13 protein-coding genes and 1 pseudogene (1 of these 14 running past the window's edge) are annotated in these 14471 nt (G+C 72.7%); 7 read left to right on the top strand and 7 right to left on the bottom strand.

The genetic code is table 11. The features are described 5' to 3' along the window. Window positions 1–19: 19 nt before the first annotated feature. The gene (locus ACFWYM_RS12405) at window positions 20–1072 is read right to left on the bottom strand and encodes an O-antigen ligase family protein (RefSeq protein ID WP_384834209.1); all 1053 of its coding nucleotides are present in this window, start codon (window positions 1070–1072) and stop codon (window positions 20–22) included. Window positions 1073–1307: 235 nt separating this feature from the next. Between ACFWYM_RS12405 and lnt the strand changes: the two genes are divergently transcribed. Then, on the top strand, window positions 1308–2912 hold the full coding sequence (gene lnt / locus ACFWYM_RS12400) for an apolipoprotein N-acyltransferase (RefSeq protein ID WP_384834206.1): 1605 nt from the start codon (window positions 1308–1310) through the stop codon (window positions 2910–2912). Here lnt and ACFWYM_RS12395 read toward each other — a convergent pair. Continuing rightward, a complete protein-coding gene (locus ACFWYM_RS12395) occupies window positions 2881–3348 on the bottom strand; it encodes a GNAT family N-acetyltransferase (protein ID WP_384834681.1) in 468 nt (155 codons plus the stop codon). The genes lnt and ACFWYM_RS12395 overlap by 32 nt on opposite strands. Window positions 3349–3554: 206 nt before the next feature. Here ACFWYM_RS12395 and ACFWYM_RS12390 point away from each other — a divergent pair, with 206 nt between their 5' ends. The 4 genes from ACFWYM_RS12390 to ACFWYM_RS12375 all read left to right on the top strand — a co-directional run bounded on the left by ACFWYM_RS12390 (window position 3555) and on the right by ACFWYM_RS12375 (window position 8048). After that, window positions 3555–4040, top strand: a complete 486-nt coding sequence (locus ACFWYM_RS12390; protein WP_384834203.1) for an NUDIX domain-containing protein — start codon at window positions 3555–3557, stop codon at window positions 4038–4040. A 56-nt stretch (window positions 4041–4096) separates the two neighbouring features. Beyond that, window positions 4097–5296, top strand: a complete 1200-nt coding sequence (locus ACFWYM_RS12385; protein WP_384834200.1) for a methyltransferase — start codon at window positions 4097–4099, stop codon at window positions 5294–5296. A gap of 124 nt (window positions 5297–5420) precedes the next feature. After that, window positions 5421–7442 carry an FAD-dependent oxidoreductase gene (locus tag ACFWYM_RS12380; protein ID WP_384834198.1) on the top strand — a complete coding sequence of 674 codons (2022 nt, stop codon included), beginning with the start codon at window positions 5421–5423 and terminating at the stop codon, window positions 7440–7442. A gap of 15 nt (window positions 7443–7457) precedes the next feature. Then, window positions 7458–8048 (top strand): PadR family transcriptional regulator, encoded by a 591-nt coding sequence (locus ACFWYM_RS12375; protein ID WP_384834195.1) that lies wholly within the window; start codon window positions 7458–7460, stop codon window positions 8046–8048. Window positions 8049–8124: 76 nt separating this feature from the next. Here the strand turns inward: ACFWYM_RS12375 and ACFWYM_RS12370 are convergent, their stop codons facing one another. After that, the gene (locus ACFWYM_RS12370) at window positions 8125–8631 is read right to left on the bottom strand and encodes a hypothetical protein (protein WP_384834192.1); all 507 of its coding nucleotides are present in this window, start codon (window positions 8629–8631) and stop codon (window positions 8125–8127) included. Window positions 8632–8817: 186 nt separating this feature from the next. Next, window positions 8818–9807, bottom strand: a complete 990-nt coding sequence (locus ACFWYM_RS12365) for a fibronectin type III domain-containing protein (RefSeq protein WP_384834189.1) — start codon at window positions 9805–9807, stop codon at window positions 8818–8820. Between the two features lie 274 nt (window positions 9808–10081). Between ACFWYM_RS12365 and ACFWYM_RS12360 the strand changes: the two genes are divergently transcribed. Beyond that, window positions 10082–10948, top strand: a complete 867-nt coding sequence (locus tag ACFWYM_RS12360) for a glycoside hydrolase family 75 protein (protein WP_384834187.1) — start codon at window positions 10082–10084, stop codon at window positions 10946–10948. A gap of 46 nt (window positions 10949–10994) precedes the next feature. Here ACFWYM_RS12360 and ACFWYM_RS12355 read toward each other — a convergent pair whose 3' ends face one another. Genes ACFWYM_RS12355 through dhaK form a run of 3 tightly spaced genes read right to left on the bottom strand, consistent with a single transcriptional unit; the run spans window position 10995 to window position 13113 of the window. Further along, the gene (locus ACFWYM_RS12355) at window positions 10995–11405 is read right to left on the bottom strand and encodes a PTS fructose transporter subunit IIA (RefSeq protein ID WP_384834184.1); all 411 of its coding nucleotides are present in this window, start codon (window positions 11403–11405) and stop codon (window positions 10995–10997) included. Further along, complete coding sequence (gene dhaL, locus ACFWYM_RS12350; protein WP_384834181.1) at window positions 11402–12109, bottom strand: dihydroxyacetone kinase subunit DhaL; 708 nt, start codon at window positions 12107–12109, stop codon at window positions 11402–11404. Before dhaL ends, ACFWYM_RS12355 begins: the two co-directional genes overlap by 4 nt. 11 nt (window positions 12110–12120) lie before the next feature. Then, complete coding sequence (dhaK, locus tag ACFWYM_RS12345) at window positions 12121–13113, bottom strand: dihydroxyacetone kinase subunit DhaK (RefSeq protein WP_384834178.1); 993 nt, start codon at window positions 13111–13113, stop codon at window positions 12121–12123. 310 nt (window positions 13114–13423) lie between these two features. On the opposite strand from dhaK, the pseudogene ACFWYM_RS12340 reads away from it, so the two are divergent. After that, window positions 13424–14471, top strand: a pseudogene (locus tag ACFWYM_RS12340) (PIG-L family deacetylase); it runs 1304 nt beyond the window's last position.

Genomic DNA, 14471 nt, shown 5'->3' with positions numbered 1-14471 from the left:
TGCGGGACTCCTGAGGCTTCTAGCCCGGGGCCCGCACCGCTTCGTCGTGGAAGGGGCGTGCCGTCGCGATGCCCGCGAGGAGTCCCGCGCCCGTCGTCACGGCGGTCACGCTCAGTGCGTTGCCGACGGTGGCGACGAGCGCGAGCGCCGTGAGGGCGGCGCCCGCAGAGAGCACCACCTGGGTGGAGCGGGGGGAGCGCCACAGCGCGTACAGGAGCCAGCAGAACACCGCCGCGAACAGGGCCACGCCGATGAGGCCCTGCTCGGCGGCCTGCTGCAGCGGCGCCGAGTGCGGCTTGCCGTCCGAGAGCAGTGTCCCGGCGGCCGTCGGGCTGACGTCGCCGAAGCGGCCGGGGCCCGCGCCGAGCGCCGGTTCCCGGGCCGCGATGTCGAAGGCGTCCCGCCACAGCAGCAGCCGGTGCTCGGTCAGTTGGCCCTCCAGCGAGGCGTTGAGCCCGTACGGCAGGACGCCGCCCGCGGCGATCGCCCACACCAGGCCCGTCACCAGGGCGGTGGCGCCGGCGAGGCCCGCGAGGCCGAGGCCCCGGTGGTGCATCAGGGAGGCGGCGAGGGAGCAGAGCAGGATCACGGCGCAGGCGATGAGCGCGGTGACCGAGCCGAGGACGCCCGCGATCACGGCGGTCGCGGCCGTGAGCAGCCGTAGGGCGATCCGGGCGCCGGGCCGCCGCGCCGACCAGGCTGCGCAGCAGGCGCCCCCCGCGGCCAGGATCAGGAGCGCGGCGGTGGCGCCCTCGGGGCCGAGCGGCGCGTTGGCCTCGGGGCCCCGGACGACGTGCGGCGCCGCCACCGCGAGGGCGAGGCCCACCAGCGCGCCCGCGCACGGAGCTGCCACCGGGAGCAGGGCGCCGCAGATGCGTCCGCCCGCGTACCCCGCCGTCACGGCGAGCACCGCGAGCAGGACGCCCTCGGGCTGTCCGCCGTGCACGCCCGCGCTGATCAGCGCCCAGGCCGCGCAGGCCCCGAGCAGCGCGATGCCGGTCGCGTCGGAGGCGCCGCGCCGTTCGCGCGCAGCCGTCGTCCCCGTCGTCGTGGCCGTCCCCGTTGACCCCACCCCGTCGCCCCCTGATGCGTGCCGGTCCCGGGACGCCGTGGCCGCATGCGTACGTGTGGCCGATTCGCGCCGGGCGCCGGGGACTCGGGCACACCGTAACGGCTGCCGGTCCCCTTTGTGGATGTGTTGCGCAGGAACGATCCCGCGACGACCGGGATGTCCCCCTTTTCCGGGTGCTCCAGGAGGCGGTGGACCACGCTGTCCGGGGCCTGGTCACGCGCCGTACACTCCCCGGGTGACCGCCACCACCACCTCCGTAGACGAGTCGGAGCAGCTCGGACCGCAGCCTGAGCCCGAAGCCAGGACCGCGCGGCTGCTGCGCCGCTTCGGCCCTGCCGTCGGGGCCGCGCTCTCCGGAGTGCTGCTCTACGTCAGTTTTCCGCCACGCACCCTGTGGTGGCTCGCGGTCCCGGCCTTCGCGGGGCTCGCGTGGTGTCTGCGCGGCTGCTCGTGGAAGGCGGGGCTCGGGCTCGGCTATCTCTTCGGGCTCGGCTTCCTGCTGCCGCTCCTGGTGTGGACCGGCGTCGAGGTGGGGCCCGGTCCGTGGCTGGCGCTCGCCGCGATCGAGGCCGTCTTCATCGCGCTCGTCGGGGCGGGCATCGCGACGGTCTCGCGGCTGCCCGCCCTCCCGCTCTGGGCCGCCGCCCTGTGGACCGCGGGAGAGGCGGCACGCGCGCGCGTGCCGTTCAACGGCTTCCCCTGGGGCAAGGTCGCCTTCGGCCAGGCCGACGGGGTCTTCCTGCCGCTGGCCGCGCTCGGCGGTACGCCGGTGCTCGGATTCGCCGTCGTGCTCTGCGGGTTCGGGCTCGCCGAGGCCGTACGCCAGGTGGTCGCCGTGCGGCGCGGCGGGGGCCTGCGGCGGGGTGCCGCGGTTGCGGCCGCGCTCAGCGTGCTGGTGCCCGTGGCCGGGGCGTTCGCGGCGAAGCCGCTCGTCAGCGACGACGCGGAGGACGGCACCGCGACCGTGGCCGCGATCCAGGGCAACGTCCCGCGCGCGGGACTCGCGTTCAACGCGCAGCGCCGGGCCGTCCTCGACCACCACGTGCGCGAGACCGAACGGCTCGCCGCGCGGGTCGCGCAGGGCAAGGCGCCCCAGCCCGACTTCGTGCTCTGGCCGGAGAACTCCTCCGACATCGACCCCTTCACCAACCCCGACGCGCGCGGGGTGATCGACGGCGCGGTCAAGGCCATCGGCGTGCCCCTCTCCGTGGGCGGCGTCGTCGAGTCCAAGGACGGCAAGCTCTACAACGAGCAGATTCTGTGGGACCCGGACAAGGGCCCCATGGACACGTACGACAAGCGCCAGATCCAGCCCTTCGGCGAGTACATCCCGCTGCGGTCCGTCGTCGGCGTCTTCAGCAGCGAGATCGGCAAGGTCCGCCAGGACTTCAGCCGGGGCAGCAAGCCGGGCGTCTTCACCATGGCGGGCACCAAGGTCGGCATCGCGACCTGCTACGAGGCGGCCTTCGACTGGGCGGTGCGCGACACCGTCACGCACGGCGCCCAGCTCATCTCCGTACCGAGCAACAACGCGACCTTCGACCGCAGTGAGATGACCTACCAGCAGCTCGCCATGTCGCGGATCCGCGCCGTCGAGCACAGCCGGTCCGTCGTCGTGCCGGTGACCAGCGGTGTCAGCGCGATGATCATGCCTGACGGGCGGATCACGCAGAAGACGACGTGGTTCACCGCGGACTCGCTCGTGCAGAAGATGCCGCTGCGCTCGTCCACGACGCCCGCCACCGAACTCGGCATCCTGCCCGAGATGGTGCTCGTCCTCGTCGCGGCGGGCGGCCTCGGCTGGGCGGTCACCGCACGGGTGCGCTCGCGTCGCTCCTGAAGGCGATCCACACGTCCGGCGGCAGCTCCGGGCGGCCCGGGACCGGCCGCCGCTCCTCGGTCCACGCCTCACCGGCGACCGCGGCGGCGACGCGGCGCCAGAAGCGGACCGCGGCCGCGTTCTCGTCCTGGAAGGCGACCTCCCACGGCCCGGGGTGACGGGCGACGACCTCGCGCACGGCCCGCAGCCCGAGCCCGTTCCTGCGGGCCGCGCGCACCACGAAGAAGCTGTTGAGGACGCGCGTCGGCCCGTCGAGGCCACGGACGAGGGCGAGCCCGACCGGGGACGCGCCGCGGCTCAGCAGATACGGCGCCCAGCCGGTGCTGCCCGAGAGGGCCAGTTCGAGCCGGTCGCTGCGGAAGGTGCCGTCGGGGTTCGGCAGCAGGCCGGTGAACTCCGACAGGTCGTGCCGGAACATCAGCCAGAGCCGTTCCATGAGGGGGCGGTCGGCGGGGGTCGCGAGGCGTAGGGAGAGGTCGGTCGCGTCGGTCACGGGGCTCCTTCACGGGGTGGGACAGGACAGGTTCACGGGGTGGCACAGGACAGGTTCACGGGGTGGGACAGGACAGGGTGAATCTATTCCGGGTGGCTGAAATCGGGCTGCCCGTAAGGGCGGTGGCCGGGCGCGGTTAGGGTCGGGGCATGGCTACTCCTGATTTCATCCGTGCGCTCCGGGCCGACGCCGGCCACCAGCTCCTCTGGCTGCCGGGGGTCACCGCCATCGTCTTCGACGACGCCGGACGCGTCCTGCTCGGGCAGCGCGCCGACAACGGCAAGTGGTCGGTGATCGGCGGCATCCCGGAGCCGGGGGAGCAGCCCGCGGCGTGCGCCGTGCGCGAGGTGTACGAGGAGACGGCCGTGCACTGTGTGCCCGAGCGGGTGGTGCTCGTGGAGTCCCTGAAGCCGGTCACGTATCCCAATCAGGACCAGTGCCAGTACATGGACATCACCTTCCGGTGCCGCGCGGTCGGCGGGGAGCCGCGGGTCAACGACGACGAGTCGCTGGACGTGGCGTGGTTCGACGTGGACGCGCTGCCGGACCTGCACGAGTTCAGCGGCTTCCGGATCAAGCAGGCGCTCGCCGACGCGCCCACGTGGTTCGACCCCGGGCTCGCCCCCGGACAGTGATCCCGCTGCCGGACGGTGATCGGGAGGGCGGCGCGCTCCGTTAGCCTGAGGTCACGATGAACCGTTTGAGCACGTCGTGGGGCGCGTACGACCTCACCCGCTTTCCCGAGGACCCCCGCGACCAGCTCCGTGCCTGGTCGGCGGCCGACGCCTATCTGCTGCGCTACCTGGCCGGTGAGGACGGCGGCGGCGAGACGCCCGTCGACCTGTCGGGGACGGTCGCCGTGGTCGGCGACCGGTGGGGCGCCCTGACCACCTCGCTCGCCGCCCATGCGCACGCGACGGTGCAGATCACCGACTCGTTCCTGACGCGGGAGGCGACCCGGGCCAATCTCGCGCGGGCCTCTCTCGCCCCGGACGCCGCCCGCCTGTCGACGACCCGGGACGAGCCGCCCGCCCGCAGCAGCGTCGATGTACTGCTGGTCCGCGTACCGAAGTCGCTCGCGCTGCTGGAGGACCAGCTGCACCGGCTCGCGCCCGCGCTGCACGCGGGCAGCGTCGTGGTCGGCACCGGCATGGTGACGGAGATCCACACCTCCACCCTGGAGGCGTTCGAGCGGATCGTCGGGCCGACCCGGACGTCCCTGGCCCGGCAGAAGGCGCGGCTCATCTTCAGCACGCCCGCCGCCGGGCGAAGTGCCGAATCCGCCGACTCCAGCCCCTGGCCGCGCAGTTACGTCCTCGACGGGGACGCCGGGGCGGGCGCGGGCCTGACCGCCGTCAACCACGCGGGCATCTTCTGTGCCGAGCGGCTCGACATCGGCACCCGCTTCCTGTTGCGGCACTTCCCCCGCATCCCGCGCGGCGCCCGGGTCGTGGACCTCGGCTGCGGCAACGGGATCCTCGGTGCGGCCGCCGCCGTCGCCGGGCCCGGGGCGGAGGTGACCTTCATCGACGAGTCCTTCCAGGCCGTCGCGTCGGCGGAAGAGACCTTCCGGGCCAACGCCCCCGAAGGTGCCGAGGCGGAGTTCGTGGCCGGGGACGCGCTGGACGCCGTGCCGCCCGGGTCCGTGGACCTCGTGCTCAACAACCCGCCGTTCCACAGCCATCAGGCGACCACCGACGCCACCGCCCGGCGCATGTTCGGCGGGGCGCGGGCCGCCCTGCGCGACGGCGGTGAGCTGTGGGTCGTCGGCAACCGCCACCTCGGCTATCACGTGCGCCTCAAGCGCCTCTTCGGGAACGTGGAGGTCGTGGCGAGCGACCGGAAGTTCGTGGTGCTCCGAGCGGTCAAGACGCAGCACGCCAAGCGCTGACCCGGCGACGAAGGTCTCGGCCGTCGTGCCGCCGTGATGCCGGACACCTCTTTGTGCAACTAGTTGCATAAGGGGGTCGGCGGCCTCTACAACTGTGGTGACGACACCGCGTACGGAGGGCCGCATGAGCCGTTACCCGAACCTGCTGAACCCGCTCGACCTGGGCTTCACCACGCTGCCCAACCGCGTCCTGATGGGCTCCATGCACGTGGGCCTGGAGGAGACGCCGGGCGGCTTCGAGCGGATGGCGGAGTTCTATGCGACCCGCGCGCGGGGCGGCGTCGGTCTGATCGTGACCGGTGGCATCGCACCGAACGAGCTCGGCCGGCCCTGGGACGGCGGCGCCAAGCTCACCACCGAGGCGGAGGCCGAGGAGCACGCGGGCATCACCGCCGCCGTGCACCGCGAGGGCGGCCGGATCGCGATGCAGATCCTGCACTTCGGGCGGTACGCGTACCATGACCAGCTCGTCGCGCCGAGCGCCCTCCAGGCGCCCATCAGCCCCTTCGTGCCGCGCGCCCTGGAGGACGACGAGGTCGAGCAGACCGTCGAGGACTTCGTGCGCGCCGCCGAGCTGGCCAAGCTCGCCGGGTACGACGGCGTCGAAGTCATGGGCTCCGAGGGCTACTTGATCAACGAGTTCATCGCGGCCCCGACGAACCGGCGCACCGACCGGTGGGGCGGGTCCTACGAGAACCGGATCCGCTTCCCCGTCGAGATCGTCCGGCGCACGCGGGAGCGGCTCGGCTCCGACTTCATCATCATCTACCGGCTCTCCATGCTGGACCTCGTCCCCGGCGGCTCCACCCTCGACGAGGTCGTGCAGCTCGCCAAGGAGATCGAGGCCGCGGGCGCCACCCTCATCAACACCGGCATCGGCTGGCACGAGGCCCGCATCCCCACCATCGCGACCTCGGTGCCGCGCGGCGCGTACAGCTTCGTCACGAAGAAGCTCATGGGCGAGGTCTCCGTCCCGCTCGTGACCGTCAACCGCATCAACACCCCTGAGATCGCCGAGCAGTTGCTCGCCGACGGCGCCGCCGACATGGTGTCCCTCGCCCGGCCGCTGCTCGCCGACCCCGACTTCGTGAACAAGGCGAAGGCCGAGGACGCCGACGCCATCAACACCTGCATCGGCTGCAACCAAGCCTGCCTCGACCACACCTTCCAGCTGCAGATCACCTCCTGCCTGGTGAACCCGCGCGCCTGCCACGAGACCGAGCTGGTGCTCGCGCCGACCCGCACCAAGAAGCGCGTCGCCGTCGTCGGAGCCGGTCCCGCCGGGCTCGCCTGCGCCGTCTCGGCCGCCGAGCGCGGCCACGCCGTCACCCTCTTCGACGCCGCCGCCGAGATCGGCGGACAGCTCAACGTCGCCCGCAAGATCCCCGGCAAGGAGGAGTTCGACGAGACGCTGCGCTACTTCCGTACGCGGCTCGAACGGCTCGGTGTGGACGTGAAGTTGAACCACCGCGCCACCGTCGACGAGCTGGGCACGGACGCGTACGACGAGGTGGTCGTCGCCACCGGTGTCACGCCCCGTACGCCTGAGATCCCCGGCGTCGACCACCCCAAGGTCGTGGGCTACCTCGACGTGCTGCGCGATCAGGCGCACGTGGGGGAGCGGGTCGCGATCATCGGTGCGGGCGGCATCGGTTTCGACGTCGCCGAGTACCTCACCGACAGCGGCGACAAGGCGAGCCTCGACCCCGCCACCTACTTCAAGGCGTGGGGCGTCGACATGGACTACCGCGACCGCGGCGGCCTGACGAAGCCCGACCGGCCGACGCCGCCGCGCTCCGTCCACCTCCTCCAGCGCAAGACGTCCAAGGTCGGCCAGGGCCTCGGCAAGACCACCGGCTGGATCCACCGCACCGAGCTGCGCCACCGCGGCGTGACGATGGTCGCGGGCGTCGGCTACGACCGCATCGACGACGCGGGCCTGCACATCACCGTGGACGGCGACACCCAGCTCATCCCGGTCGACACCGTCGTCCTGTGCAGCGGCCAGGACCCGCGCCGCGGCCTGTACGAGGAGCTGTGCGCCGCCGGTCGTGAGGCGCACCTCATCGGCGGCGCCGACGTGGCCGCCGAGCTGGACGCGAAGCGGGCCATCAAGCAGGGCACGGAGCTCGCGGCCGCGCTCTGACCGTAGGGTGCCTGCATGTCACTGCCGCACGCGATCCTCACCGCCCTGCTCGAGAAGCCGTCGTCGGGGATCGAGCTGACCCGCAGGTTCGACAAGTCGATCGGCTACTTCTGGTCGGCCACGCACCAGCAGATCTACCGGGACCTCGGGAAGCTGGAGCGGGACGGGCTGATCCGGGCGCTGCCCACGGATCAGCCCACGCGCGGCCAGAAGAAGGAGTACGAGGTGCTGCCCGAGGGCCGCGCCGAGCTGGCCCGGTGGACGGCGGAGAGCCAGGACCCCAAGGCGCTGCGCGACCCGCTGGCGGTGCGGATCCGGGCCGCCGCCGTCGTCGGCACCGAGGGCCTGGTCGCTGATCTTCAGCGCCATTTCGACCTGCACCAGCGGCAGTTGGAGACCTACCAGGAGATCGAGAGGCGCGACTTCCCGGCGGACACGGAGGCGCTCGACGACCGGCTGCGGCACCTGGTGCTGCGGGCCGGGATCGACATGGAGACGTTCTGGACGAACTGGCTCACGCAGGTGCTCGAGGAGTTGGGGCAGGAGCCGCCCGGGGAGGCGCCGCAGGCGCCGGAGGCGTCGTCCGAGGGGGACTCCTCCGCCTGAGCGTGGCGGGCGGACGACTGCCGCCGGTCCGGCACGGGGCCGGGCCGGCGGCAGCCGGTGTGCGGTGGAGCAGGAGCTAGCTCCGGTTCTGTGCGCCGCGGCGGCGGATGTACCAGGCGCCGCCCCCGCCCGCGGCCGCGGCCACCAGGGCCCCGCCCGCGACGAGGGTGATCGTCCCCCGGTCCTCCGTACCGCCCCCGAGCCCCCCGCGGACGCCGCGCGTGGGCGACGTCGTCGAGGAGATGGTCGGCGAGGTGCCGACCGTGACGGTCTGGGTACCGGCGGTCGAGCCGTCCTGGCAGACCACCGCCACCGTGTAGGTGCCGGGAGTGACGCCCTGCCAGGAGCCGCTGCCGTTCGTCAGGTCCACCTGTCTGCCACCGGCGAAACTGGCGTTGCCGTTGCCCATCAACGAGGCGCGCGCCCCGTTGGGACAGGCGCTGGTGCTGACGTTGACCGTGGATCCGGTGGCGGTCACGGAGATCCCCGAGCCCGCGACCGCCGGGGAGGCGGCCAGTGCCAGCGGAACGGCGAAGGCGGCGACGGTCAGGCCGGAGCGGACGGATATGTGAGTAGTACGCATGATGTCTGCCCTCCGGAGGCACGGGAGGCGGGACATCCCTTGCGCCGCCGAATTAGGGAAACCCCGTGCTACCTGACGTCGAGCCAACGCGCCGGTCAGGCGGAGCGCATGCGGACCGCCCCCGGGCAGGTGACGGAATCCTTCGTCCGGCCGACGTCCGGCCGGCGTCCGGGCGGGCGCGCGCCCTCAGCCGCCGGTCGTGACGGTCCGCTCGGGCGCGTATCCGCCCCACGTTCCGTCAGGAAGCTTGGCCCGCAGCTTCACGCGGTGCGACTCGCCCGCCTTCTTGCCCACGTAGAAGCTGTGCCGGGCGGTGCCCTTGGGCGGCTTTCCGCCCCAGACCAGCGAGGTGGCCGACTGTCCGTCGAGCCGGATCTGGTACTCCGTCACCGCGCCTCCGGTGTGCGGGGGCGTCCACGACAGGTCGATGTAGTACGCCCCGTCCTTCGCGTGCGTGCGGGCGCGGAAGTCCGTCGGCGCGGTGCCCTGGGCCTCGCCCTTGCTGTCGTCGCCGTCCGCCGTCGTGGTGACGGCGGTGGCGGGGCTCGCGGGGGAGACGTTGTCGGCGGCGTCCCGCGCCTTGACCGTGAAGCGGTAGGACGTGCCCGGGCGCAGACCGGTGAGCACGGTGCTCGTCTCGTCCCCGTCGACGCTGTGGATCTGCGATCCGCCCTGATGGACGGCGTACGAGGCGATGCCCTGGTCGTCGTGCGACCTGCTCCACGACAGGGTCACCGCGCGGCTCCCGGCCGGCCGCGCGCGCAGCCGCCCCGGCCGGGTGGGGGCCTCGCCGTCCTCGGCCTTCGCGGCGGGCGTGGTGACCGAGAGGCGGGCGCTGTCGGCGGAGACGTTGCCCGCCTGGTCCCGCGCGCGGACCGTGAAGGTGTACGCGGTGCGGGGCTTCAGCCCGGTGACGTCGACCATGTGTTCCCGTTCGGGCAGCGACTTCACGCGCTTGCCGCTCCGGTACACGTCGTAGCCGGTGACCTCGGTGTCGTCGGTGGCCCTGTTCCACATGACGTGCACCGAAGTGGCGCTGCCCGCCTGGGCGGTGACGCCGCGCGGTGCCTCCGGGGGCCGGGTGTCCTTGCCGTCCTGGCCGCCCCAGGCGCAGGCGGTCAGGGCGCAGGCGGCGGTGACGGTGACGGTGGCCAGGGCGTGGGGGGTCCGTCGCACGGTCGTGCCTCTCGCTGGGCGGGATGGGTTCCGGAACGGGTTCCGGGATGGGCCGGGTTTGGTCCAGACCTATTTGACACAGGTGGCGAGGTCACATCAAGAGGTCGGAGGGGGCGGGTCCGGGTCCTTTCCTGTCCCTGCCAGGTCCCCTGAGGGACCGTCATGCACCGTCCGGACCCTGAGCGGTGGCCGCTTCCCGCGACGGGCACCAGATTGGGATGCCTGGCCCACGGGCCGTCATGTCCCCAGTTCCGTACGGAAGGTCCCCACTCCGATGCGCACCCGAACCGTCGCCCTCGCCGCGGCCGCAGGCGCCGCCCTGCTCGCCCCGGCGACGATGCCCGCCGCCGCCCGCCCCGCGGACGAGCCCGCCGCACACCCGGCCGACGAGCCCGTGAGGCCCGCCCTCGAAGCTCCGAGGGAGCCCAACTCCCGTATGGCGAAGGAGGGTTCCGCTTCCCGTATCGCGAAGGAGGGTTCCGCTTCCCGTATCGCGAAGGAGGGATCCGCCTCCCGTACGGCGAAGGAGGGATCCGCCTCCCCTACGGTGAAAGAGGGGTCCGTCCGGGCGGCGGACCTCCTGGCCCGGCTCCGCTCGTGCAGACAGATCTCGCACGGCAAGTACCGCACCGACGACGGCGCCCGCGCCTCCGTCCCCGTCTGCGGCGGCAGGGGCGCGGTGTTCTGGAAGGCCGACATGGACATCGACTGCGACGGCCGCCCCAGCAGGGCCTGCAACCACCGCACCGACCCGCTCTTCGCACCGATGACGGCCTTCCAGCAGTCCAACGGCGACCACTTGAGCGCGGAGCGGCTCCCGTACGTCGTCGTGCCCGGCGCGAGCAGCCGCTGGAACCCGGCCGCGCACGGCATCAAGGGCGGCGGGGTGGCCGCCGTGATCTACCGGGGGAAGGTCGCGTACGCGGTCGTCGGCGACACCGGACCCACCGACCTCATCGGCGAGGCGTCGTACGCCACGGCGCGCGCCCTCGGGATCCCGCCGAACCCGCGCACGGGCGGGGCCGGGCCCGAGGTCACGTATCTGCTCTTCAAGAACTCGCGGGTGTCCCCGGTGGAGAGCCACCGGGCAGCGGTCGCGCGCGGCGACGCGCTGGCCCGGCGGTTCCTGGGCGAGAACTGACGGCGGCCCGCCCCCGCTGCGCTGCTCTTCTGCCGCAGGGCGGGACCTACTCCTTCCGGTACGCGTACGCCTCCGTGGCCGCCGCCTCGACCGCGGCCAGGTCGGCCCCGGCCGACGCGGTCACCACGGCGGCCACGGCGCCCTCCACAAAGGGGGCGTCCACCAGGCGTGCGCCGTCCGGGAGTTCGTCGCCCTCGGCGAGCAGCGCCTTCACGGTGAGGACGGCGCTGCCGAGGTCGGCCAGGATCGCGACGCCCGCGCCGCGGTCCACCTTCGCGGCGGCCGCCGAGACGAGCTCGGAGCTCGTCCCGAAGCCGCCGTCCCCGGTGCCGCCCGCCGCGGCCACCGGGGCGGTGGCCCCGCCGCCCGCGAGCCCCAGCGCCAGCCCGGCGACGGACTCGGCGACGGCGGCGCTGTGCGACACGAGCACGACGCCGACGAGTTGACCTTCGCTCACTTCTCTCCTCCCCTCGCTCCTGCGCCGCCCGTCTCCGCAAGGGCGGCGAAGAGGAGTGCGGCGGATGTCGCCCCCGGGTCCTGGTGCCCGATGCTGCGCTCGCCCAGGTAGCTGGCCCGGCCCTTGCGCGCCTGCAACGGCGTGGTGGCGAGCGCCCCTTCCTCGGCCGCGTCCCGCGCCGCCGCGAACGACTCGGTGAGCGCGTCGACGCCGGGCACGAGGGCGTCCAGCATGGTCTTGTCGCCGGGTGTCGCACCGCCGAGGGCGCTCACCGCGTCCACGCCGACGCGCAGCGCACGGGCGAACTCCTCCCGGCTCACCCCGACCGCCTCGCCGTTCGCATCCGCATCCGCATCCGCATCCGCATTCGCGCCCGTGTCCCCGCCCGCCGCGCCGAGCGCCTTCCCGGTGCGCCGCAGCAGCGTCCCGTAGAGCGGCCCCGAGGCGCCGCCCACGGTGGAGATCAACTGCCGCCCGGCGAGGGCGAGTACGGCTCCGGGAGTGCTGGGCGCCTCCTTCTCCAGAACCTCCACGACGGCCGTGAAGCCGCGCTGCAGATTGCTGCCGTGGTCGGCGTCACCGATCGGGGAGTCGAGTTCGGTGAGCCGCTCCGCCTCCCGGTCGACGAGCGCGGCGGCCGCCGTCAGCCAGTCCCGGAAGAAGGCGGCATCAAGTACGTCCCGTGCCTCGGGTACCTCGGGCATCGAATCTCCTCTCACATTCCCCACCGCAGCCCGGCGGTGCGCACCGGCGCGTCCCACCGGCGCAGCAGTTCTTCGTCCACCTCGCACAGCGTGACCGAGGCCCCGGCCATGTCCAGGGAGGTCACATAGTTGCCGACGAGGGTGCGGGCGACGGGCACACCGCGCTCGGTCAGCACGCGCTGCACCTCCGCGTTGAAACCGTAGAGCTCGAGCAGCGGCGTGGCCCCCATCCCATTGACGAGCAGCAGCACGGGATTGCGCGGCCGCAGATCGTCGAGCACCGCCTCGACGGCGAAGTCGGCGATCTCCCGGGAGGTCATCATCGGCCGCCTCTCCCGCCCCGGCTCACCGTGGATCCCGATCCCCAACTCCAGCTCCCCGGCGGGCAGATCGAAGGTGGGGCTGCCCTTGGCGGGCGTCGTGCAGGGGCTCAGCGCGACACCGAAGCTGCGCGCGCTCTCGTTCACCTGCCGGGCGACCGCCTCGACCCGCTCCAGCGGCAGCCCTTCCTCGGCGGCGGCACCGGCGATCTTCTCGACGAAGAGCGTGGCCCCGGTCCCGCGCCGCCCCGCCGTGAACAGGCTGTCGGTCACGGCGACGTCATCGTTGACCAGCACCTTGGCGACCTGCACGCCCTCGTCCTCGGCGAGCTCGGCGGCCATGTCGAAGTTGAGCACGTCACCGGTGTAGTTCTTCACGATGAACAGCACGCCCGCACCGCTGTCCACGGCGGCCGCGGCCCGCACCATCTGGTCCGGTACGGGCGAGGTGAACACCTCACCGGGGCAGGCGGCCGACAACATCCCCGGCCCCACGAACCCCCCGTGCAAGGGCTCATGCCCCGACCCGCCCCCCGACACGAGGGCCACCTTCCCCGCGACCGGGGCGTCCCTCCGTACGACCACGCGGTTCTCGACGTCCACGGTGAGCTCGGGATGCGCGGCGGCCATCCCGCGCAGGGCGTCGGCCACCACGGTCTCGGGGACGTTGATGAGCATCCTCATGGGTACCTCCGGGTGAGATGAGCAGCCTGGCCCCTGGCCGGTGTCTCTGCTGGCCAGAGTGGATGCCTTGTGGGCGTTGGGTCTTGTGCAGGATGCCATTGGGGCGCGGGGCCGGAACAGGCCGGAGCGCCTGGACTGCGGCCGCCTGATCACGGGGCCGCTCGCAGGCAGGTGCATGCCCTGCCTCCAGGCCGTCGAGGGGCATGTGACGACAGTCACTGAGGCCAACCCGGAGTGCCGGAGTGTCATCCCAATGATCAAGCGGCTCATGGCCGAACGGCCAGCACTTCAACAGAAAGCACTCCGTGTCATGCCTGCCAAGGAGCGCGGTTTCCCGCAATCCACCCGTCGTCACGTCGTCACGGTCGCCATGCTGTGCGCCGTCTCCCCGGCCGGTCTGCTGGTCTCATCGAGGAGACAGGATGCGGCGGTCCGTCCCCAGCACCTGCCACCGGACATAGCAACGCCGACGCCCACCGGTTCGTGGGCGGGCACCGGGCCGCCGCCCCGGACCGAGGAGTCGGTGGTGCAGATCGTCGCCCACCCCGACGACGACCTGTTCTTCATCAATCCGGAGGTCGGCCAATCGCTGTGCAGCGGCCGCCCCGTGGCCACGGTCTACCTGACCTCCGGTGAGGCCAGCGGCGTCAACGGCGCAACCAGAGGCGCCTTCCGTGGGCGCCCGAAGACCGGGCGTGACAAGCGCAAGTACACCAAGGCGAGGCAGAACGGCATCCGAGCCGCCTACGCCGAAATGGTCACCGGCCGGGCCACCCATCCGTGGCGGCGGACCGTGATCACCACAGCCGGCGGCGGGTGCGCGGAGCTGGACACGCTCCAGGGGCACCCGCACATCCGCCTGGTGTGGACACTGCTGCACGAGGCCGGAAGCATCACTCGCGAGCGACCGCGGAGTCTGCATGGGCTGTGGGAAGGCCGAGTGCGTACGCTCGGTTCGCAGCTCGCCCACGGTGGTGTGGTCACCTGCAACTTCTCGTACACCCGAGAACAGCTGGTCCAGACCCTGACCGGCTATCTGGAACGCTTCAGGCCGACCCAGGTCCGGATGCAGAACCCGGCGCCCGGCCGGCTCGACCGCAACCTCAAGTGCGCAGATCACCAAGACCACCGCTACGGTGCCCGGTTCGTCCAAGAGGCCCTCGTCCGCTACGCCTCCTCCAGCCCGCGCCCTCACTTCACCGTGCAGACCTACATCGGATACTTCAACGGGGCTCTGCCCGTAACCCTCGACACGGCTTCCGGTACGTCCAAGGACCGCACCCTCGAGACGTACTCCTGGAGCGACGCGCCGCGCAACTCCTGCCAGGACGTGGCGGGTTGCGGCGACCTCAAGGTCG

This window comes from Streptomyces sp. NPDC059009 (assembly GCF_042740175.1).
Lineage (GTDB): Bacteria > Actinomycetota > Actinomycetes > Streptomycetales > Streptomycetaceae > Streptomyces.
Note: the sequence above shows the minus strand (reverse complement) of the source record. Positions and strands in the feature narration are given on the sequence as shown.